The sequence below is a fragment of the Corynebacterium sp. HMSC065H09 genome, from assembly GCF_001812845.1.
Classification (GTDB): Bacteria; Actinomycetota; Actinomycetes; order Mycobacteriales; family Mycobacteriaceae; genus Corynebacterium; species Corynebacterium jeikeium_D.
The window spans coordinates 1-13,400 of sequence record NZ_KV810586.1 but is presented as its reverse complement, the minus strand read 5'-3'; the positions used below and the strand labels follow the sequence as shown (position 1 = coordinate 13,400).

15 protein-coding genes and 1 tRNA gene are annotated in these 13,400 nt (G+C 58.5%); 7 read left to right on the top strand and 9 right to left on the bottom strand.

All coding sequences use genetic code 11. The features are described from left to right. Positions 1 to 103: 103 nt before the first annotated feature. Positions 104 to 1,732 (top strand): acyl-CoA carboxylase subunit beta, encoded by a 1,629-nt coding sequence (locus HMPREF2878_RS05655; RefSeq protein ID WP_016423283.1) that lies wholly within the window; start codon positions 104 to 106, stop codon positions 1,730 to 1,732. Beyond that, positions 1,729 to 1,989 carry an acyl-CoA carboxylase epsilon subunit gene (locus HMPREF2878_RS05650; protein ID WP_016423284.1) on the top strand — a complete coding sequence of 87 codons (261 nt, stop codon included), beginning with the start codon at positions 1,729 to 1,731 and terminating at the stop codon, positions 1,987 to 1,989. Before HMPREF2878_RS05655 ends, HMPREF2878_RS05650 begins: the two co-directional genes overlap by 4 nt. 136 nt (positions 1,990 to 2,125) lie before the next feature. Here the strand turns inward: HMPREF2878_RS05650 and HMPREF2878_RS05645 are convergent, their stop codons facing one another. Together HMPREF2878_RS05645 and HMPREF2878_RS05640 are read right to left on the bottom strand one after the other, a co-directional pair. Beyond that, positions 2,126 to 2,668: a hypothetical protein gene (locus tag HMPREF2878_RS05645; RefSeq protein WP_049193052.1), complete on the bottom strand. Its 543-nt coding sequence runs from the start codon at positions 2,666 to 2,668 to the stop codon at positions 2,126 to 2,128. A gap of 2 nt (positions 2,669 to 2,670) precedes the next feature. Beyond that, complete coding sequence (locus HMPREF2878_RS05640) at positions 2,671 to 2,883, bottom strand: helix-turn-helix transcriptional regulator (protein WP_048733637.1); 213 nt, start codon at positions 2,881 to 2,883, stop codon at positions 2,671 to 2,673. Between the two features lie 159 nt (positions 2,884 to 3,042). Here HMPREF2878_RS05640 and HMPREF2878_RS05635 point away from each other — a divergent pair, with 159 nt between their 5' ends. Beyond that, a complete protein-coding gene (locus HMPREF2878_RS05635) occupies positions 3,043 to 3,645 on the top strand; it encodes a Maf family protein (RefSeq protein ID WP_016423286.1) in 603 nt (200 codons plus the stop codon). A gap of 65 nt (positions 3,646 to 3,710) precedes the next feature. Here the strand turns inward: HMPREF2878_RS05635 and HMPREF2878_RS05630 are convergent, their stop codons facing one another. After that, positions 3,711 to 4,769, bottom strand: coding sequence for a Cj0069 family protein (locus HMPREF2878_RS05630; RefSeq protein WP_016423287.1), 1,059 nt, complete (start codon positions 4,767 to 4,769; stop codon positions 3,711 to 3,713). A gap of 363 nt (positions 4,770 to 5,132) precedes the next feature. On the opposite strand from HMPREF2878_RS05630, the gene HMPREF2878_RS05625 reads away from it, so the two are divergent. The 3 genes from HMPREF2878_RS05625 (at position 5,133) to HMPREF2878_RS05615 (ending at position 8,744) form a co-directional block, all read left to right on the top strand. Next, positions 5,133 to 6,017 carry a sulfurtransferase gene (locus HMPREF2878_RS05625; RefSeq protein ID WP_049189714.1) on the top strand — a complete coding sequence of 295 codons (885 nt, stop codon included), beginning with the start codon at positions 5,133 to 5,135 and terminating at the stop codon, positions 6,015 to 6,017. A 420-nt stretch (positions 6,018 to 6,437) separates the two neighbouring features. Next, positions 6,438 to 8,225: an acetyl/propionyl/methylcrotonyl-CoA carboxylase subunit alpha gene (locus tag HMPREF2878_RS05620; protein WP_042388874.1), complete on the top strand. Its 1,788-nt coding sequence runs from the start codon at positions 6,438 to 6,440 to the stop codon at positions 8,223 to 8,225. Between the two features lie 117 nt (positions 8,226 to 8,342). Next, a complete protein-coding gene (locus tag HMPREF2878_RS05615) occupies positions 8,343 to 8,744 on the top strand; it encodes a hypothetical protein (protein ID WP_042388876.1) in 402 nt (133 codons plus the stop codon). 30 nt (positions 8,745 to 8,774) lie between these two features. Here the strand turns inward: HMPREF2878_RS05615 and cobF are convergent, their stop codons facing one another. Together cobF and HMPREF2878_RS05605 are read right to left on the bottom strand one after the other, a co-directional pair. Continuing rightward, on the bottom strand, positions 8,775 to 9,623 hold the full coding sequence (gene cobF, locus HMPREF2878_RS05610) for a precorrin-6A synthase (deacetylating) (RefSeq protein ID WP_016423291.1): 849 nt from the start codon (positions 9,621 to 9,623) through the stop codon (positions 8,775 to 8,777). Further along, on the bottom strand, positions 9,574 to 9,855 hold the full coding sequence (locus tag HMPREF2878_RS05605) for a cg0963 family protein (protein WP_016423292.1): 282 nt from the start codon (positions 9,853 to 9,855) through the stop codon (positions 9,574 to 9,576). The genes cobF and HMPREF2878_RS05605 overlap by 50 nt, the downstream gene beginning before the upstream one ends. 275 nt (positions 9,856 to 10,130) lie before the next feature. Here HMPREF2878_RS05605 and HMPREF2878_RS05600 point away from each other — a divergent pair. Next, a tRNA-Arg gene (locus HMPREF2878_RS05600) sits at positions 10,131 to 10,203 on the top strand. A gap of 292 nt (positions 10,204 to 10,495) precedes the next feature. Here the strand turns inward: HMPREF2878_RS05600 and HMPREF2878_RS05595 are convergent. The 4 genes from HMPREF2878_RS05595 to HMPREF2878_RS11470 form a co-directional block, all read right to left on the bottom strand. Next, positions 10,496 to 10,900, bottom strand: coding sequence for a hypothetical protein (locus HMPREF2878_RS05595; protein ID WP_141753115.1), 405 nt, complete (start codon positions 10,898 to 10,900; stop codon positions 10,496 to 10,498). Continuing rightward, positions 10,872 to 11,312, bottom strand: coding sequence for a hypothetical protein (locus HMPREF2878_RS05590; RefSeq protein ID WP_048731073.1), 441 nt, complete (start codon positions 11,310 to 11,312; stop codon positions 10,872 to 10,874). The genes HMPREF2878_RS05595 and HMPREF2878_RS05590 overlap by 29 nt, the downstream gene beginning before the upstream one ends. Before the next feature lie 11 nt (positions 11,313 to 11,323). Beyond that, complete coding sequence (locus tag HMPREF2878_RS05585; RefSeq protein WP_070437662.1) at positions 11,324 to 11,689, bottom strand: phage holin; 366 nt, start codon at positions 11,687 to 11,689, stop codon at positions 11,324 to 11,326. Between the two features lie 82 nt (positions 11,690 to 11,771). Next, positions 11,772 to 13,259: a GH25 family lysozyme gene (locus HMPREF2878_RS11470; protein ID WP_083310824.1), complete on the bottom strand. Its 1,488-nt coding sequence runs from the start codon at positions 13,257 to 13,259 to the stop codon at positions 11,772 to 11,774. Positions 13,260 to 13,400: the final 141 nt, after the last annotated feature.

Here is a 13,400-nt window from a genome sequence, read left to right as displayed (position 1 = left end):
GCAGGCTTTTTGCTGTACAACGAGCTAGTCATTACCCCTACTTTTGTTAACAGCGATTGCCCCCAACTACCTCCCCCCGTTTTCGAAACGTAAACTAGTTGGTATGACGACTGCCGCAAATACATCAACCGGTGAAACCCCGGATTTGACCACTACTGCTGGAAAGCTGGCCGATCTGCGAGCCCGTCTCGCAGAGACCCAGGCTCCAATGGGCCAGGCCAGCATTGACCGCGTCCACGACAAGGGCAAGATGACCGCTCGTGAGCGCATCGAGTTCCTCTTGGACGAGGGCTCGTTCGTGGAGGTTGACGCTCTCGCACGTCACCGCTCCAAGAACTTCGGCCTCGACGCCAAGCGCCCTGTCACTGACGGTGTTGTGACAGGCTACGGCACCATCGATGGCCGCCAGGTCTGTGTCTTCTCGCAGGACGGCGCCATCTTCGGTGGCGCGCTCGGTGAAGTCTACGGTGAAAAGATTGTCAAGATCATGGATTTGGCCATCAAGACCGGTGTCCCAATTATCGGCATCAACGAGGGTGCTGGTGCCCGCATCCAAGAGGGCGTTGTTTCCCTCGGCCTCTACTCCCAGATTTTCTTCCGAAACACCCAGGCTTCTGGTGTTATCCCACAGATCTCCCTGATCATGGGCGCCTGCGCTGGTGGCCACGTCTACTCCCCGGCTCTGACCGACTTCATTGTCATGGTCGATGGCACTTCCAAGATGTTCATCACCGGCCCGGACGTTATTAAGACCGTCACTGGCGAAGAGGTCACACAGGAAGAGCTGGGTGGCGCTGGTACTCACATGAGCACCTCCGGTACTTCGCACTACACCGCCGCTGATGACGAAGACGCTCTGACTTTCGTTCAGGAATTAGTCAGCTACCTGCCGTCCAACAACCGCGCTGAGGCTCCTCGCATGGAGGCTGAGCCGTTCGAGGGCTCCATCGCTGACAACATCACTGAGACTGACCTCGAGCTCGACACGCTGATTCCGGACTCCCCAAACCAGCCGTACGACATCAAGGACGTCATCACCCGTCTGGTCGACGACGAGGACTTCCTGGAAATTCAGGAGGACTACGCACAGAACGTGGTCATCGGCTTCGGTCGCGTGGAGGGTCGCTCGGTCGGTTTCGTCGCCAACCAGCCGATTCAGTTCGCTGGCTGCCTCGACATCAAGGCATCCGAGAAGGCGGCTCGCTTCGTCCGCACCTGTGACGCCTTCAACATTCCGATCATCATGCTGGTTGACGTTCCAGGCTTCCTGCCGGGCACCAACCAAGAGTTCGACGGCATCATCCGCCGTGGCGCCAAGCTGCTGTACGCATATGCTGAGGCCACCGTCCCGAAGATTACCGTCATCACCCGTAAGGCCTACGGCGGAGCTTACTGTGTGATGGGCTCCAAGGACATGGGCGCTGACATCAACCTGGCATGGCCGACCGCTCAGATTGCGGTCATGGGTGCTTCCGGCGCTGTCGGCTTCATCTACCGCAAGGAGCTCAAGGCTGCTGCGGCCGAGGGCAAGGATGTCGTCGCACTGCAGAAGGAGTACGAGGCAGAGTACGAGGCCACCCTGGTCAACCCGTACATGGCTGCTGAGCGCGGCTTCATCGACGCCGTTATCCCGCCGAGCGAGACCCGCGGCCAGATCATCGAGGGTCTGCGTCTGCTGGATCGCAAGGTTGTTAACGTACCCGCCAAGAAGCATGGGAACATTCCGCTGTGACCGATTCCAAAAACACCCCAGCAACCGAAGACAAGGACGCCGCTACAGCCCCGGCTGCACCGTTCATGTCCGTCCTCAAGGGCAACCCGTCAGACGCTGAAACCGCCACGCTCGCGCTTTTGTTCGCAGGTATGGCAGCAGCCGGCGGTGCCCCAGAGGACCGCGGCCCGCGCAACAACTGGGGTCGGCTGGAAGAGGGTTTCCACCAGCCGCACCAGCACGTACCGGGCACGTTCCGCAACGTCCATTTCTACTAGTACAGCTACCGCTTACCGCGTAGTCGTTACCGCACGCTAGCTGCGTCGATTCGCTAGCACAAAGCGCCACCATCGGGTTTTCCGATGGTGGCGCTTTGGTTTTTGTTACTGCCTTAGCCTTGACCACTGCTTATTACTAGCGCTGTTCACCCAGCGACTCGCCATCAAACTCGTCATCGAGCTCCCGGTCCAGCCGACGCTGATCACGGTTGCGAGCTACCGGCCACACCACCTTGAACAGGAAATACACAAACGCCAGACCGATGGCAGCACCCACCACAGCGCCGGCAATGAATCCCCACGATTCCGATAGTGCCCCACCAGCGCTTGCCTCAGAGAGCATTTGCACTCTGATAAAACCAATCAGCCACAGCCCAATGACGGCTACGAGTGCTGCAATCTCGCCTTTTGTAAGACCATTAATCTTCGGCATTGGCACTTGACGTCGCAACCACCGCTGCGAAAACAGGAGTCCAACCAGCGGCATCAAGATGATTGCCACTGTCACGCCCACCATCTTTGGCTCTGGAATGAGCCAAATCAGTACCGTTGCAAGCACGTAATTAGCCCACATCATCATTGTGAACCCGTACGTGTAGGACTTATGCAGCAACATCTGCTGATACTCATCGTCCACCGTGGCGCTGTTGCGTTCAATTACGACATCCGCATAGGACATTGTCAGTATCCTTCCTCACCAAAAATTTCTTCGACTGTTTTTCCCAGTACCTTGCAGATACGCAACGCCAAATACACCGAAGGCGAGTAATTTCCCCGCTCGATATTTGCAATGGTTTGCCGCGAGACCTCCACCTTCGCGGCTAAATCCGCTTGGCTCAGCTCCAACCAGCGTCGGTATCTCCTGACCTGGTTCGAACGTTCTTCCCCACTCATCTGTGTACTTTCTTTAACTTGATGTCCACTTTACTTTACATCACTAGAAGGCAGCTGCCATCTAAAAAAATCTGCCTGTTCTTACAATCGGGCCAACCCCACGCATGTTTGCCACAAAAATTAGGCTTTACGATTCCGCCCTCACTAAAATCACTAACTATGAGCAGCCCCCGAATCGTCTTGGCTTCCACTTCCCCTTCGCGACTGCACATTCTGCGCTCTGCAGGCATCGAGCCCATCACAGTAGCGCCCAACGTCGACGAGGATGCCGTAATCACAGCCCTTCCGGACGCATCGCCGGTACGCATCGTCGAGGAACTCGCACAGGCCAAGGCACACGCTGCCTCTCCGGCCTACCCCAATGACATTGTCATTGGCGGGGATTCAATGCTGCTTCTCGACGGGCAGTTGCAGGGCAAGCCCCACACGGAAGAAAAGACCATTGAGCGCTGGCATCAACAGAGTGGCCGGACGGCTGAGCTGATTACTGGTCACTGTGTCGTGACACCAAAGGGCGAGCACCTTGAGGTGGCGATTACTTCCCTCGATTTCGCTGAAGTCCCAGAAGAGGACATCCGTGCCTACGCTGCGACGGGCGAGCCGCTGAAGTGCGCTGGCGCGTTTACTTTGGAGGCTCTAGGCGGCTGGTTTGTCGATGGCATCAATGGCGACTCATCCAGTGTGATCGGACTGTCGCTACCTGTCGTGCGCCGAGCTCTGTATCGCTACGGCTATTCGGTCTCCCAGTTCTGGAATCGGTAGGCATCGCAAGGACGTCGTAAAGCAAAAACCGCACCAAATTGGTGCGGTTTTCTTAGCTGTTGAGACTACTTGTTAGCAGCCTCAACGCGCTTGATGGCCTCCTGAGCAACAAGCTCCTGAATACCCATATCCAGCTCGGAGGTGAAGCCGACACAGGAGCAGTTGATCTCGCCGAGAACGTAGGTGTCCTCGCCGTTCTCGCCGTCTGCCAGCATGAAATCAGCGGTCCAGATTAGCGGGATATTGTCGCCACCGAGGTTCTCGGCAATGACCGGGCGAGCCTCAGCAAACATGTCGATGAGGTCCTGCCACTCTTCCGGCTTGTTGTAGGTGTACTTCGCGCCAGAGAACAAGGTTGCGGAGAAAGCGTCGCCGCCCTCGGCCGGCTTCTTGTGAACCACGAAGACCGGGTGCGGACCGACCAGCAGAATGCGAATTTCGCCTTCGGTGATGCGCGGCATGAAGCGCATGTCCACGAGCATGCCGTTATCGCCGATGATGTACTGGTCGCAGAAATCCATGAACTCGCCGAGCTCGCGAGTCTCGGTGTGGTTGTCCACGGCCTCGGTGCACTTCAGCTTGGTGTTCAGCGGCAGCGGGGTGCCCGGCTCAACGTTCTTAGCAACCTCTTCGTCAGCGATACGCACGCGCCAAATGCCAGATCCGGTGGAGCCACGGTTCTGCTTGAGGACGCGCTCGCCGTAGGACAGGGAGGTCGGGAAAGTGCTGTGGAATGCCTCGACGTCGTAGTATGCAGCGGTGTCAGACGGAACCAGGTCGGTGTCCTTGAGCTTGACCAGTGCGTCCTTTGCGCCGTAGGCCATCATTTCGCCCGGGGTGGACATACCAACCAAACCAGCGACCGAGAGACTGGTCAGAAGCTCGAAGTAGCCCCTCTCACCACCCGGGATGTTGCCCGGGTTTACGCGGGAGATGTAGCCGTCGAAGTTCTGGGAGACGTAGTCGTACAGGTCGTCCTTCCACTCCGGTCGGTAGTAGACGACCTCAGCGGACCAACCGGCTTCGCGGATAGCGTTGACGATTGGCATGGTGTCCTTGCGGTGTCCGTCGAAGTACTTGTCCGAGCCGCCCTCGATCTCGAATACAACAATGTTCTTGTGCACAGGCACTCCTTTTAAGAAAATACATGGACTTCCGGCACTCAATTGTCTCCGTAACGCAGCGAATACCCAGGCAGATAGCCCATTTCAGCCCATTTTCCAGTGATACGAATCAACACAGTTTTTGCGCTAACTCTCAGCTAAATTTTAGGGCACTACCTGGACTCCAAGCGCGCTGAAAACACTGCTTTTACCCCCAACTGTGAGGCGTATCCCAGGGTGGCCGCGGACGCAATTGTTGCCGTCGGAAAGCGCTCACACTGGGGACTATTCCGCCGTTCGCCACGCGACCCGTAAACTAGATATGCAATTGACGATAAACGTCAGAAAGTCCCACCCACCCAACTTGCGCCAAGGGAGTATCCGATGGCTGTTCCGCACGACCCGCACCCCCAGTTCCAGCAGTACGCCCACCCTGAGCGCCTCGTCTCTAGCTCCTGGCTTGCTGCCCGACTGGGCTCTCCCGGTCTGCGCGTTGTTGAATCCGACGAGGACTCACTGCTCTACGACATTGGACATATTCCGGGCGCGGTTCGCATCGACTGGCATCACGACCTTAACGATCCCGTGCGCCGCGACTATATCGACGCCGAAGGCTTTGCCGAGCTCATGCGCGAGAAGGGCATCTCGCGCGATGACACCGTCGTAATCTACGGCGACAAGTCCAACTGGTGGGCCGCCTACACACTCTGGGTCTTCGAGCTTTTTGGGCATCCCGACGTGCGCCTGCTTAACGGTGGCCGCGATGCCTGGATGACTGAAGAACGAGACACGAGCTTCGAGGTCCCCAATTACCCACGCACTGACTACCCTGTCGTCGAGCGCGACGACAAGACACTGCGCGCCTACTTCAGCGATACACGTGAGCTCATTGGAAAGGCTCCGATTATCGACGTGCGCACTCCGGAGGAGTATGCCGGTGCACGAACCCACATGGTCGATTACCCACAGGAAGGCGTCCTGCGTGGTGGCCACATTCCAACCGCGGTAAACATTCCATGGAATCAGTCCGTTCACCCGAACTCGCGTTTCCGCGATCGCGAAGAGCTCGAGCAGATTTACGCGCACGTCCAATTTGAAGATGAGGCGATTGTCTACTGCCGCATCGGCGAGCGCTCCGCGCACACCTGGTTTGTACTGCACCACCTGCTCGGCCACGAGAATGTTCGCAACTACGACGGCTCGTGGGTTGAGTGGGGCAATATGATTGGCATGCCCATTGCCCACGGTTCGGAGCCGGGAAGCCTGTAGGCGATCGACGCAACCGGTGGGCGCTTCCCCCACCGTTTTTCCAGCGTCAGCGGCTGACGCTACACCGGAGATTTAGTTTCCCCCTGCCGCCCCCAATCAAGGGGGCGGCTCTTGCACTCTTGGGTGATAATTTTAACCACAAACCTAGGTTTTTGGGCGGAAAATAGCCACTTCAGCTGCCCCCATGACCACTTGAACGCTGCTCAAGACCACAATCCCTACCCCCTTATGTAGCGAGCAAAAAGAGGTTGCTTACCGCACCTGTGACACAATGGAGACATTGGGTCACACGCTGTTAGCTACCGCGTGGTGAACCGCATTGCGGTTCACCACTCAGTTAACTGCAGTGCTGCTTGTGATTCCTACAAATGACTGTCGCAACCTTGCCCCGAGGGCCAATTCTCGGGGTGCCCACGAAAAATGGAGGATTTCGTGTCCGAGCAGACCACTGAAAAAATCACGAAGGTTCTCGTCGCCAACCGTGGCGAGATTGCCGTTCGCGTTATTCGCGCTGCGAAGGACGCCGGCATTCCTTCCGTCGCCGTTTACGCTGAGCCGGATGCGGACGCTCCTTTCGTGACCATGGCGGATGAGGCTTTTGCTCTCGGTGGCACCACTTCCGCTGAGTCCTACCTAGTTTTCGACAAGATTCTGGACGCCGCAAAGAAGTCCGGCGCTAATGCCATCCACCCGGGATACGGCTTCCTGTCGGAGAACGGCGACTTCGCTGAGGCTGTTGAGAACGCTGGCCTGATCTGGATTGGCCCGTCACCAGAGTCCATCCGCGCCCTGGGCGACAAGGTCACCGCTCGTCACATCGCGCTGAAGGCTGACGCTCCAATGGCTCCAGGCACCAAGGAGCCAGTTAAGGATGCAGACGAGGTCGTCGCGTTCGCTAAGGAGCACGGTCTGCCAATCGCCATTAAGGCCGCTTTCGGTGGCGGTGGCCGCGGCATGAAGGTCGCACACAAGATGGAAGAGGTCGCCGACCTCTACGAGTCCGCTACCCGTGAGGCCGTTGCGGCCTTCGGTCGCGGTGAGTGCTTCGTAGAGCGCTACCTGGACAAGGCACGCCACGTCGAGTGCCAGGTTCTCGCTGATAAGCACGGCAACGTCGTTGTCGCCTCCACCCGTGACTGCTCGCTACAGCGTCGTTTCCAGAAGCTCGTCGAGGAAGCACCCGCTCCGTTCCTGACCCCAGAGCAGGATGAGCGCCTGCGCCAGTCCGCTAAGGACATCTGCCGCGAGGCTGGCTACTACGGTGCGGGCACCGTTGAGTACCTGGTTGGCGCTGACGGTCTGATTAACTTCCTCGAGGTCAACACTCGTCTACAGGTGGAGCACCCGGTCACCGAGGAAATTACCGGCCTCGATCTGGTCCGCGAGCAGTTCCGCATTGCTGAAGGCAAGGAACTGTCCATCAAGGAAGACCCGGAGATGCGCGGTCACGCTTTCGAGTTCCGCATCAACGGCGAGGACGCCGGCAGCAACTTCATGCCGGCTCCGGGCACCATCACCAAGTACGTCGAACCGTCCGGCCCGGGTGTCCGCATGGACACCGGCATCAAGGAGGGCGACGTCATCGGCGGCCAGTTCGACTCCATGCTGGCCAAGCTGATTGTTTGGGGCGAGACCCGCGAAGAGGCCCTACGCCGCTCCGCTCGTGCTCTGTCCGAGTACCAGGTTGAGGGCCTGGCAACGGTCATTCCGTTCCACCGCCACATTGTGGAGAACCCGGCGTTTGTCGGCGATGGCGAGAAGTTTGACGTCTACACCAAGTGGATTGAAGAGGAATGGGACAACCCGATTGCTCCGTACGACGGTGACTCCGACGCTGACACCGACACCGTTCCGGCTCAGAAGGTTGTCGTCGAGATCGACGGTCGCCGCGTCGAGGTAGCCCTGCCGGGCGACCTGGCTCTGGGCGGCGGCAACGCTGGTGCCAAGAAGAAGAGCAAGAAGAAGCGCGCTGGCGGTTCCAAGAAGGCCGCTTCCGGTGACGCTGTGGTTGCTCCGATGCAGGGCACCGTCATCAAGGTCAACGTCGAAGAGGGCCAGGAAGTCTCCGAGGGTGACACCGTGGTTGTCCTTGAGGCCATGAAGATGGAAAACCCAGTCAAGGCTCACAAGGACGGCGTTGTCACGGGTCTGGCTACCGAGGCTGGCTCAGGTGTCGGCAAGGGCGATGTCCTGATGGAACTGAAGTAGTTCTAAAGCTCTAAGCGGGGCTGGTTGCGATGGGATTCGCAGCCAGCCCCGCTTGATTCTTTTCAGCCCCTCCCCCGGCGCCCTTAAACACTGTTCAGGACGTCTAGAGTGGACGGTATGGAACCCATGGAAGTAAATGCCGGCCGCTTCTACTGCCGTCCGCTGCGCCACGATTCCCGCGTCGATGACGCCCCGGTCGCAACCCAATTACTCACAGAATTGGCCCCTGACTCCGTCGCCGAGTTCCTTCGGAACTCCACCACCGAGTGGGAAAACGACACCGCCTACCGCTTTGCGGTTGCTGAGCAGACGAACGTCGAGATGCTCGCACTAGCAACCGTCGAGGTCATCAATGCCGACCACGTCAGCATCACCGTCCGTCCCGCAGGCGATCCCGCACGCGTGTTGCCTAACGACGATCAGGTCCTCACCAAGGTAACCGTCGCCGACGGCGTCGAAGCCGCCGAAAAAGCCCTCCACCGATGGGCAGAGGGCTTCTTGGGCAAGAAAGTCAGCTAGCCGAACTGGCACCGCTGCGACTGCTCAGTCCTAGGCGCCGGAACGCAGCAGGTAGATATCCATAATCCAACCGTGCTCCGCACGGAGCTTCTTTTTCAGCTCCGCAATCTCTTCGCCGACGTCGCCAACGCGACCACGGCGGAGCGTCTCCAGCTCCGTTCCCAGGAATGCACCCCAGAGAATCTCTTCCTCCGGGTCCGCGTGCTCGAGCCAGGCTGCACCGCCATCGAGCATCACCACCGCATCCATGCCAGGCGCACGCTCCCCCAGGCGCCGACCAGTGGTAATCAATACCGGCTTACCAATCTGGTTCAGGCACTCTCCATGCGCTGCGGTCAGCGCGGAAATCGCCGTCACACTGGGGATAACTCGCGAGCGCACGTCCAGCCCAAGGTCGCGGACGCGCTGCAAAATCCGCAATGTTGAGTCATACAAGGAGGGGTCACCCCAGACCAAGAACGCACCGCGGCGCTTGCCCTCTCGTCCGAGGTGAGCGACGAAGGCGTCGGCAAGCAGCTCTGCACGGCGCTGATGCCAGTCACGGACGACTGCGCCGTAGTTATCGGGCGTGCGGTCACGTGGCGGGTCGGGAACGGTAACGAGTTCGACATGCGGCGCATGCTTATCGACGATCGCCTGTCGCGCAGCCAACAAGTCCGCTTTGGCATCACCCTTGTCGAGAGCAAAAACTACGTCGACATCAGCAAGAGCGCCGATAGCCTCGAGCGTAATGTGGCTCGGACTACCGGCGCCGATTCCGATGACGTCTACATCGACATATCCGCTGTATACAGGGCTCTCGGCCTGAGTGCGGGCGGCGTCGTTTCGACTAGTGATTGGTCGGATCTCCCTCGTAACCGAACTGTTCAGCCATCTCATCTGGAGACAGGCCAGCCATCGAACCCTGAAGGTTAGCCGAAGCGGCCTGCTTCAAGTAAATCTCGCAAGCGTTGGCCATGTACTTGGAGTCGTACACGTTCATCTCCAGAATCGGAGTCAAAGAGCCATCATCTTCCATGCGCGAAACCAAAAGGTGCGGCTTGTCCGAGTCCGTGGTCATGGAGCACTTAATCTTGACACCGTTGACATCCGTGAAAGTTGGCTTAATCATATTGTCATCCTCCTCCAAAACAGCGACCGGAAAATAAGTAGCGCTGTTGCGACCGCAAGCGCAAGAAAGTCGCTCGTTATAAACCATGTTAGCCAGATTCCGGGCGGCACCGCCGAGCACAAAAGCACATGGGGGTAATAGCGAGCTTCCTGCATGTTTGCGTGTCAGGTCGAGGACCCAATTGCCACTAGAGCTCGCAGATGCGTTAAAGTGATGAAGTAATTTTCCGGCCGCCGAGAATGTGTTTTCACGGCTGTTTTACCCGGAAGATGATTGCCCTAGTAGCTCAGTGGATAGAGCACGGCTCTCCTAAAGCCGGTGTCGGAGGTTCGATTCCTCTCTGGGGCACAACTGTTACCCCCGCTCTCACCTCTCGTTTTACGAGGTGGTAGCGGGTTTTTACTTGTTTATCGGCGTTTATCTTTACGCCTGATTACGCCCTATTCTGCGACTTTTTGAGCCAAAAATGAGCCAAAAATGAGCCACGTATTGCCTGCTGAATCCTGCAGTTTTGCAATCGCGGGCAGCTCGAACCTGTTTACGATTCCCTCTTTCCTGACTCAAGGCATGAAAAACGCCCCGCTGGCGAACCGTTCGGAAATTCCGAACAGCTCAAACCAGCGGGGCAAAGATCCTTGATTTATTCCTCGGTCGGCGGGTTCCGCGCCGTCGGCAACACCTGCGAATCTCCCACAATCCCAGTCAGCCTCGCAAGGTCCGGCTCCGGAGCAGCACCCTCCGCACCACAACGCGCCCAGTCAATGAACTCGCGTAGCCAATCAATCGCGTCCGTGAGACCACGGCGAAGAAGATGCGTCCGGTCTTCCTCCACACGGAGCATTGCTTCCGTGTCTCGCAGGCGACTCTCGACGCTATCGAGCCTGTCCTCAAGCTTCTTAATCCGATTGTCCTGGCTCTGCAGAAGCGTCCCGTTGAAAGTCACCGACGACTCTTCTTTACGGCCCTTCCAGCCAATCCACGCCACGATAATGCCGACCAAAGCTCCCGGAATGGAGTTAATTAAGCTTCCCCAGTTGATCTCCATACGCAACCTCCCCACGGGAGCGGTTTCGCCCCATCACTGTGGCAGACGCAGCCGCAGTAATAGCCAACAGCAGATAATTCTTCGCGCTCACCCACATGCGTGACCCATCGCGAATCGCGTCAATCGCATACGAGCTCGCCCACATCGTCAGCAACGCCCCGCAGATTGCAATGCCTGCGGTTCGGCTGACTCTGCCAAGCGCAGCCCACTTCCCTTTCGGCGGAGTGGCCGCACCAATAGCCAGAAGCAGCGATGCGGCCGCCCATGCCAACGCCGGGCTACCGGCGGGCAGCGCTGCCTCGACTGGTGTGAGTGCGGTCACCGAATGCCCGTAGTATCCGGCGCTGGTGGCTGCAGCATAGATTGCCCAGACCGTAGCGATGAGGCGCGGGTTGAACAGTTTTTCCGTCACCGCGCCAACCCCTACTCGCCCAACCGGTGCTCACCGACATACTCGCCGGCATTGGTGGTCGCAGCGGCGGTTCCCAGGCCGAGAACCGGGGCAATAACCGCCAGCAGCGCATCCATCTGCACTTCGCTGCCCCAGCCGAGGTAGACGCCGAGGACACCGAGCGCTGCGGCGAGACCGTAGACGGCCTGACGCCATGGTGTGTCAGAGTGCAGCAGAGCGAAGATGAGGGTGACGGTTGCGATGATGACACCGGTGATGGCTGGTGCTGCGGTGTCGTCCAGGACGCCCCAGGATACGAGCGCTGCGACGAGCGCTGACGCTACCGCGTACCAGCTGGCACGAGCAGACGCTGGAATGAAATTACGAATGGTTTCCATGATTGTTTCTCCTTCTTTGAGGTATGAAAAATGCCCGCGCCGGTATTGACGCAGGCATGAAAAAAGCACCCCGGCGGGGTGCTTACTTATTGTTAGCGACAAGCTGCCTGAGCTCATCGAGTTGCTTGAGTACTTCCGCGTTTTGCTTCTGTAGCTCTCCTACCTGCTGCCGCAGTGCGAACACTCCCGCGTCCGCATACATGATGTAGTCAGCAAGTGGTGCGATGTGCTTCGAGCCAGGAACATGGCTCTTGCACGGAGTGTTGAGCGTAAGCGGTGCGGTCATAGGCGCCTCCTTTTTCTTCACCACAGTGGAATACAGATAGCCCTTGGGCGGAATCATCGTTGCGAGCTGCTCGAACGTAACCCACGACCCGTAGGGCTGAAAGCCGCTATCGGCGAGCCACACATGCCGCTGCCCCGCGTCATCGACGGCATAGCCCATCACGCACAGGTAGTGGTAGACCGTGCCTCCGGAGTACGCGAGATTCTGACGACTCTTGTAGCTTGCGCGCGGGTAGTTCGACGGTGGGGCCACAATGTTGGCCAACACACCGAAACCGGCATCAATGCTGGCGGTGACTCGCTGCCACAGCTGGTCTCGCTGCGCCCCGGTTGGCGGGTCATTCGGCATTTCCGCCAAAGCCCACTTCCCCGCAGGCGCGTGCCTGTCGAGCACAGGCTTAATCTGGCCAATCCAGTCGGTGCCCCGCGTCGTTGTGCCCATCTCACGTGCCAGGGTCGCCTCCGGCAGAAGAACACCGGTGGCGGCTCTGATGATGGTTTGAGCCGACGCAGGGCCACAGTTGTAGCCGGTGTCTTGCCAGATCTGGTCACGCCGGTAGTCGAGCATCTTTTCCATGGGTTTCCTTTCTCGTCCCGGCTGAGGCGCAGGCTGTGTCGCACGTGCGCCTGTGAAAACGAGTTTGAGTTGGTCGATGGTTCCCCTATACGCATTGACATCAACCTTGAAGCCAGCGACGAGGCCATTTGAGCCGTACTGCAGAATGTCTGGCTTCTTGTTGCCTAGCGGGTAGTCCCACCCTCTGTGGTTGTCGCCGCCGTCACCGTCGTATGCGGCGCGGTATGGCAGTGTTCGGTTGCGTCCGTAGCTGGATCCCCACAGAGCACCGAGTCCGGACATTGACGGCTCGCCACCGGGCATGTTCTCCCAGTACCACGCGCCGGAATAGATTCCCGGCACGTGGTATCCGCGCTTTTCTAGCTCCCGTTTAGCCGCCCACACGTCCGCTTCTGTGAGCAGTTTCCGGTTCCCTGCGACGCTCTCCACATCAATCCACACCGACAAGTCACGACGGCCACCCATCTGCTGGTCGATGACATCAACCTGCTGAGCAATCGTCGTACCCTCGGACGGTGCGCGCAGGTACCAGTAGGTCGCAATCAGAAGCCCGGCGCGTTCTGCGTCTTTGAGGTGCGAGTGGAAAACTTTGTCGCGGTAGGTGCCGTCACACAGCCGTAGGATTGCGAAGCTGATACCTTCGCTCTTGGCTTGTGCGAGGCTCATGCCGTTTTGGTGTTCTGAGACGTCGACACCGAAAATCGTCATCTCTTTTCCTCCCTTTTTAGGTATGAAAAAAGCCCCACTGTAGGGGCTAGTCGATGGGTTGGCCGTCAGGGGTGAAAAACGGCTCACGAGTAGTAGCGCGCCAATGCCCCGTTACCTTGTGAGTGTCCCCGATAATGGGGA

Bases quoted from the DNA above. Each gene is read 5' to 3' on its own strand.
- HMPREF2878_RS05655 (WP_016423283.1), top strand. From the start codon at position 104: ATGACGACTGCCGCAAATACATCAACCGGTGAAACCCCGGATTTGACC.
- HMPREF2878_RS05645 (WP_049193052.1), bottom strand. From the start codon at position 2,668: ATGTCCTATGCGGATGTCGTAATTGAACGCAACAGCGCCACGGTGGAC.
- HMPREF2878_RS05640 (WP_048733637.1), bottom strand. From the start codon at position 2,883: ATGAGTGGGGAAGAACGTTCGAACCAGGTCAGGAGATACCGACGCTGG.
- HMPREF2878_RS05635 (WP_016423286.1), top strand. From the start codon at position 3,043: ATGAGCAGCCCCCGAATCGTCTTGGCTTCCACTTCCCCTTCGCGACTG.
- HMPREF2878_RS05625 (WP_049189714.1), top strand. From the start codon at position 5,133: ATGGCTGTTCCGCACGACCCGCACCCCCAGTTCCAGCAGTACGCCCAC.
- HMPREF2878_RS05620 (WP_042388874.1), top strand. From the start codon at position 6,438: ATGGAGGATTTCGTGTCCGAGCAGACCACTGAAAAAATCACGAAGGTT.
- HMPREF2878_RS05615 (WP_042388876.1), top strand. From the start codon at position 8,343: ATGGAACCCATGGAAGTAAATGCCGGCCGCTTCTACTGCCGTCCGCTG.
- cobF (WP_016423291.1), bottom strand. From the start codon at position 9,623: ATGAGATGGCTGAACAGTTCGGTTACGAGGGAGATCCGACCAATCACT.
- HMPREF2878_RS05605 (WP_016423292.1), bottom strand. From the start codon at position 9,855: ATGATTAAGCCAACTTTCACGGATGTCAACGGTGTCAAGATTAAGTGC.
- HMPREF2878_RS05595 (WP_141753115.1), bottom strand. From the start codon at position 10,900: ATGGAGATCAACTGGGGAAGCTTAATTAACTCCATTCCGGGAGCTTTG.
- HMPREF2878_RS05585 (WP_070437662.1), bottom strand. From the start codon at position 11,689: ATGGAAACCATTCGTAATTTCATTCCAGCGTCTGCTCGTGCCAGCTGG.
- HMPREF2878_RS11470 (WP_083310824.1), bottom strand. From the start codon at position 13,259: ATGACGATTTTCGGTGTCGACGTCTCAGAACACCAAAACGGCATGAGC.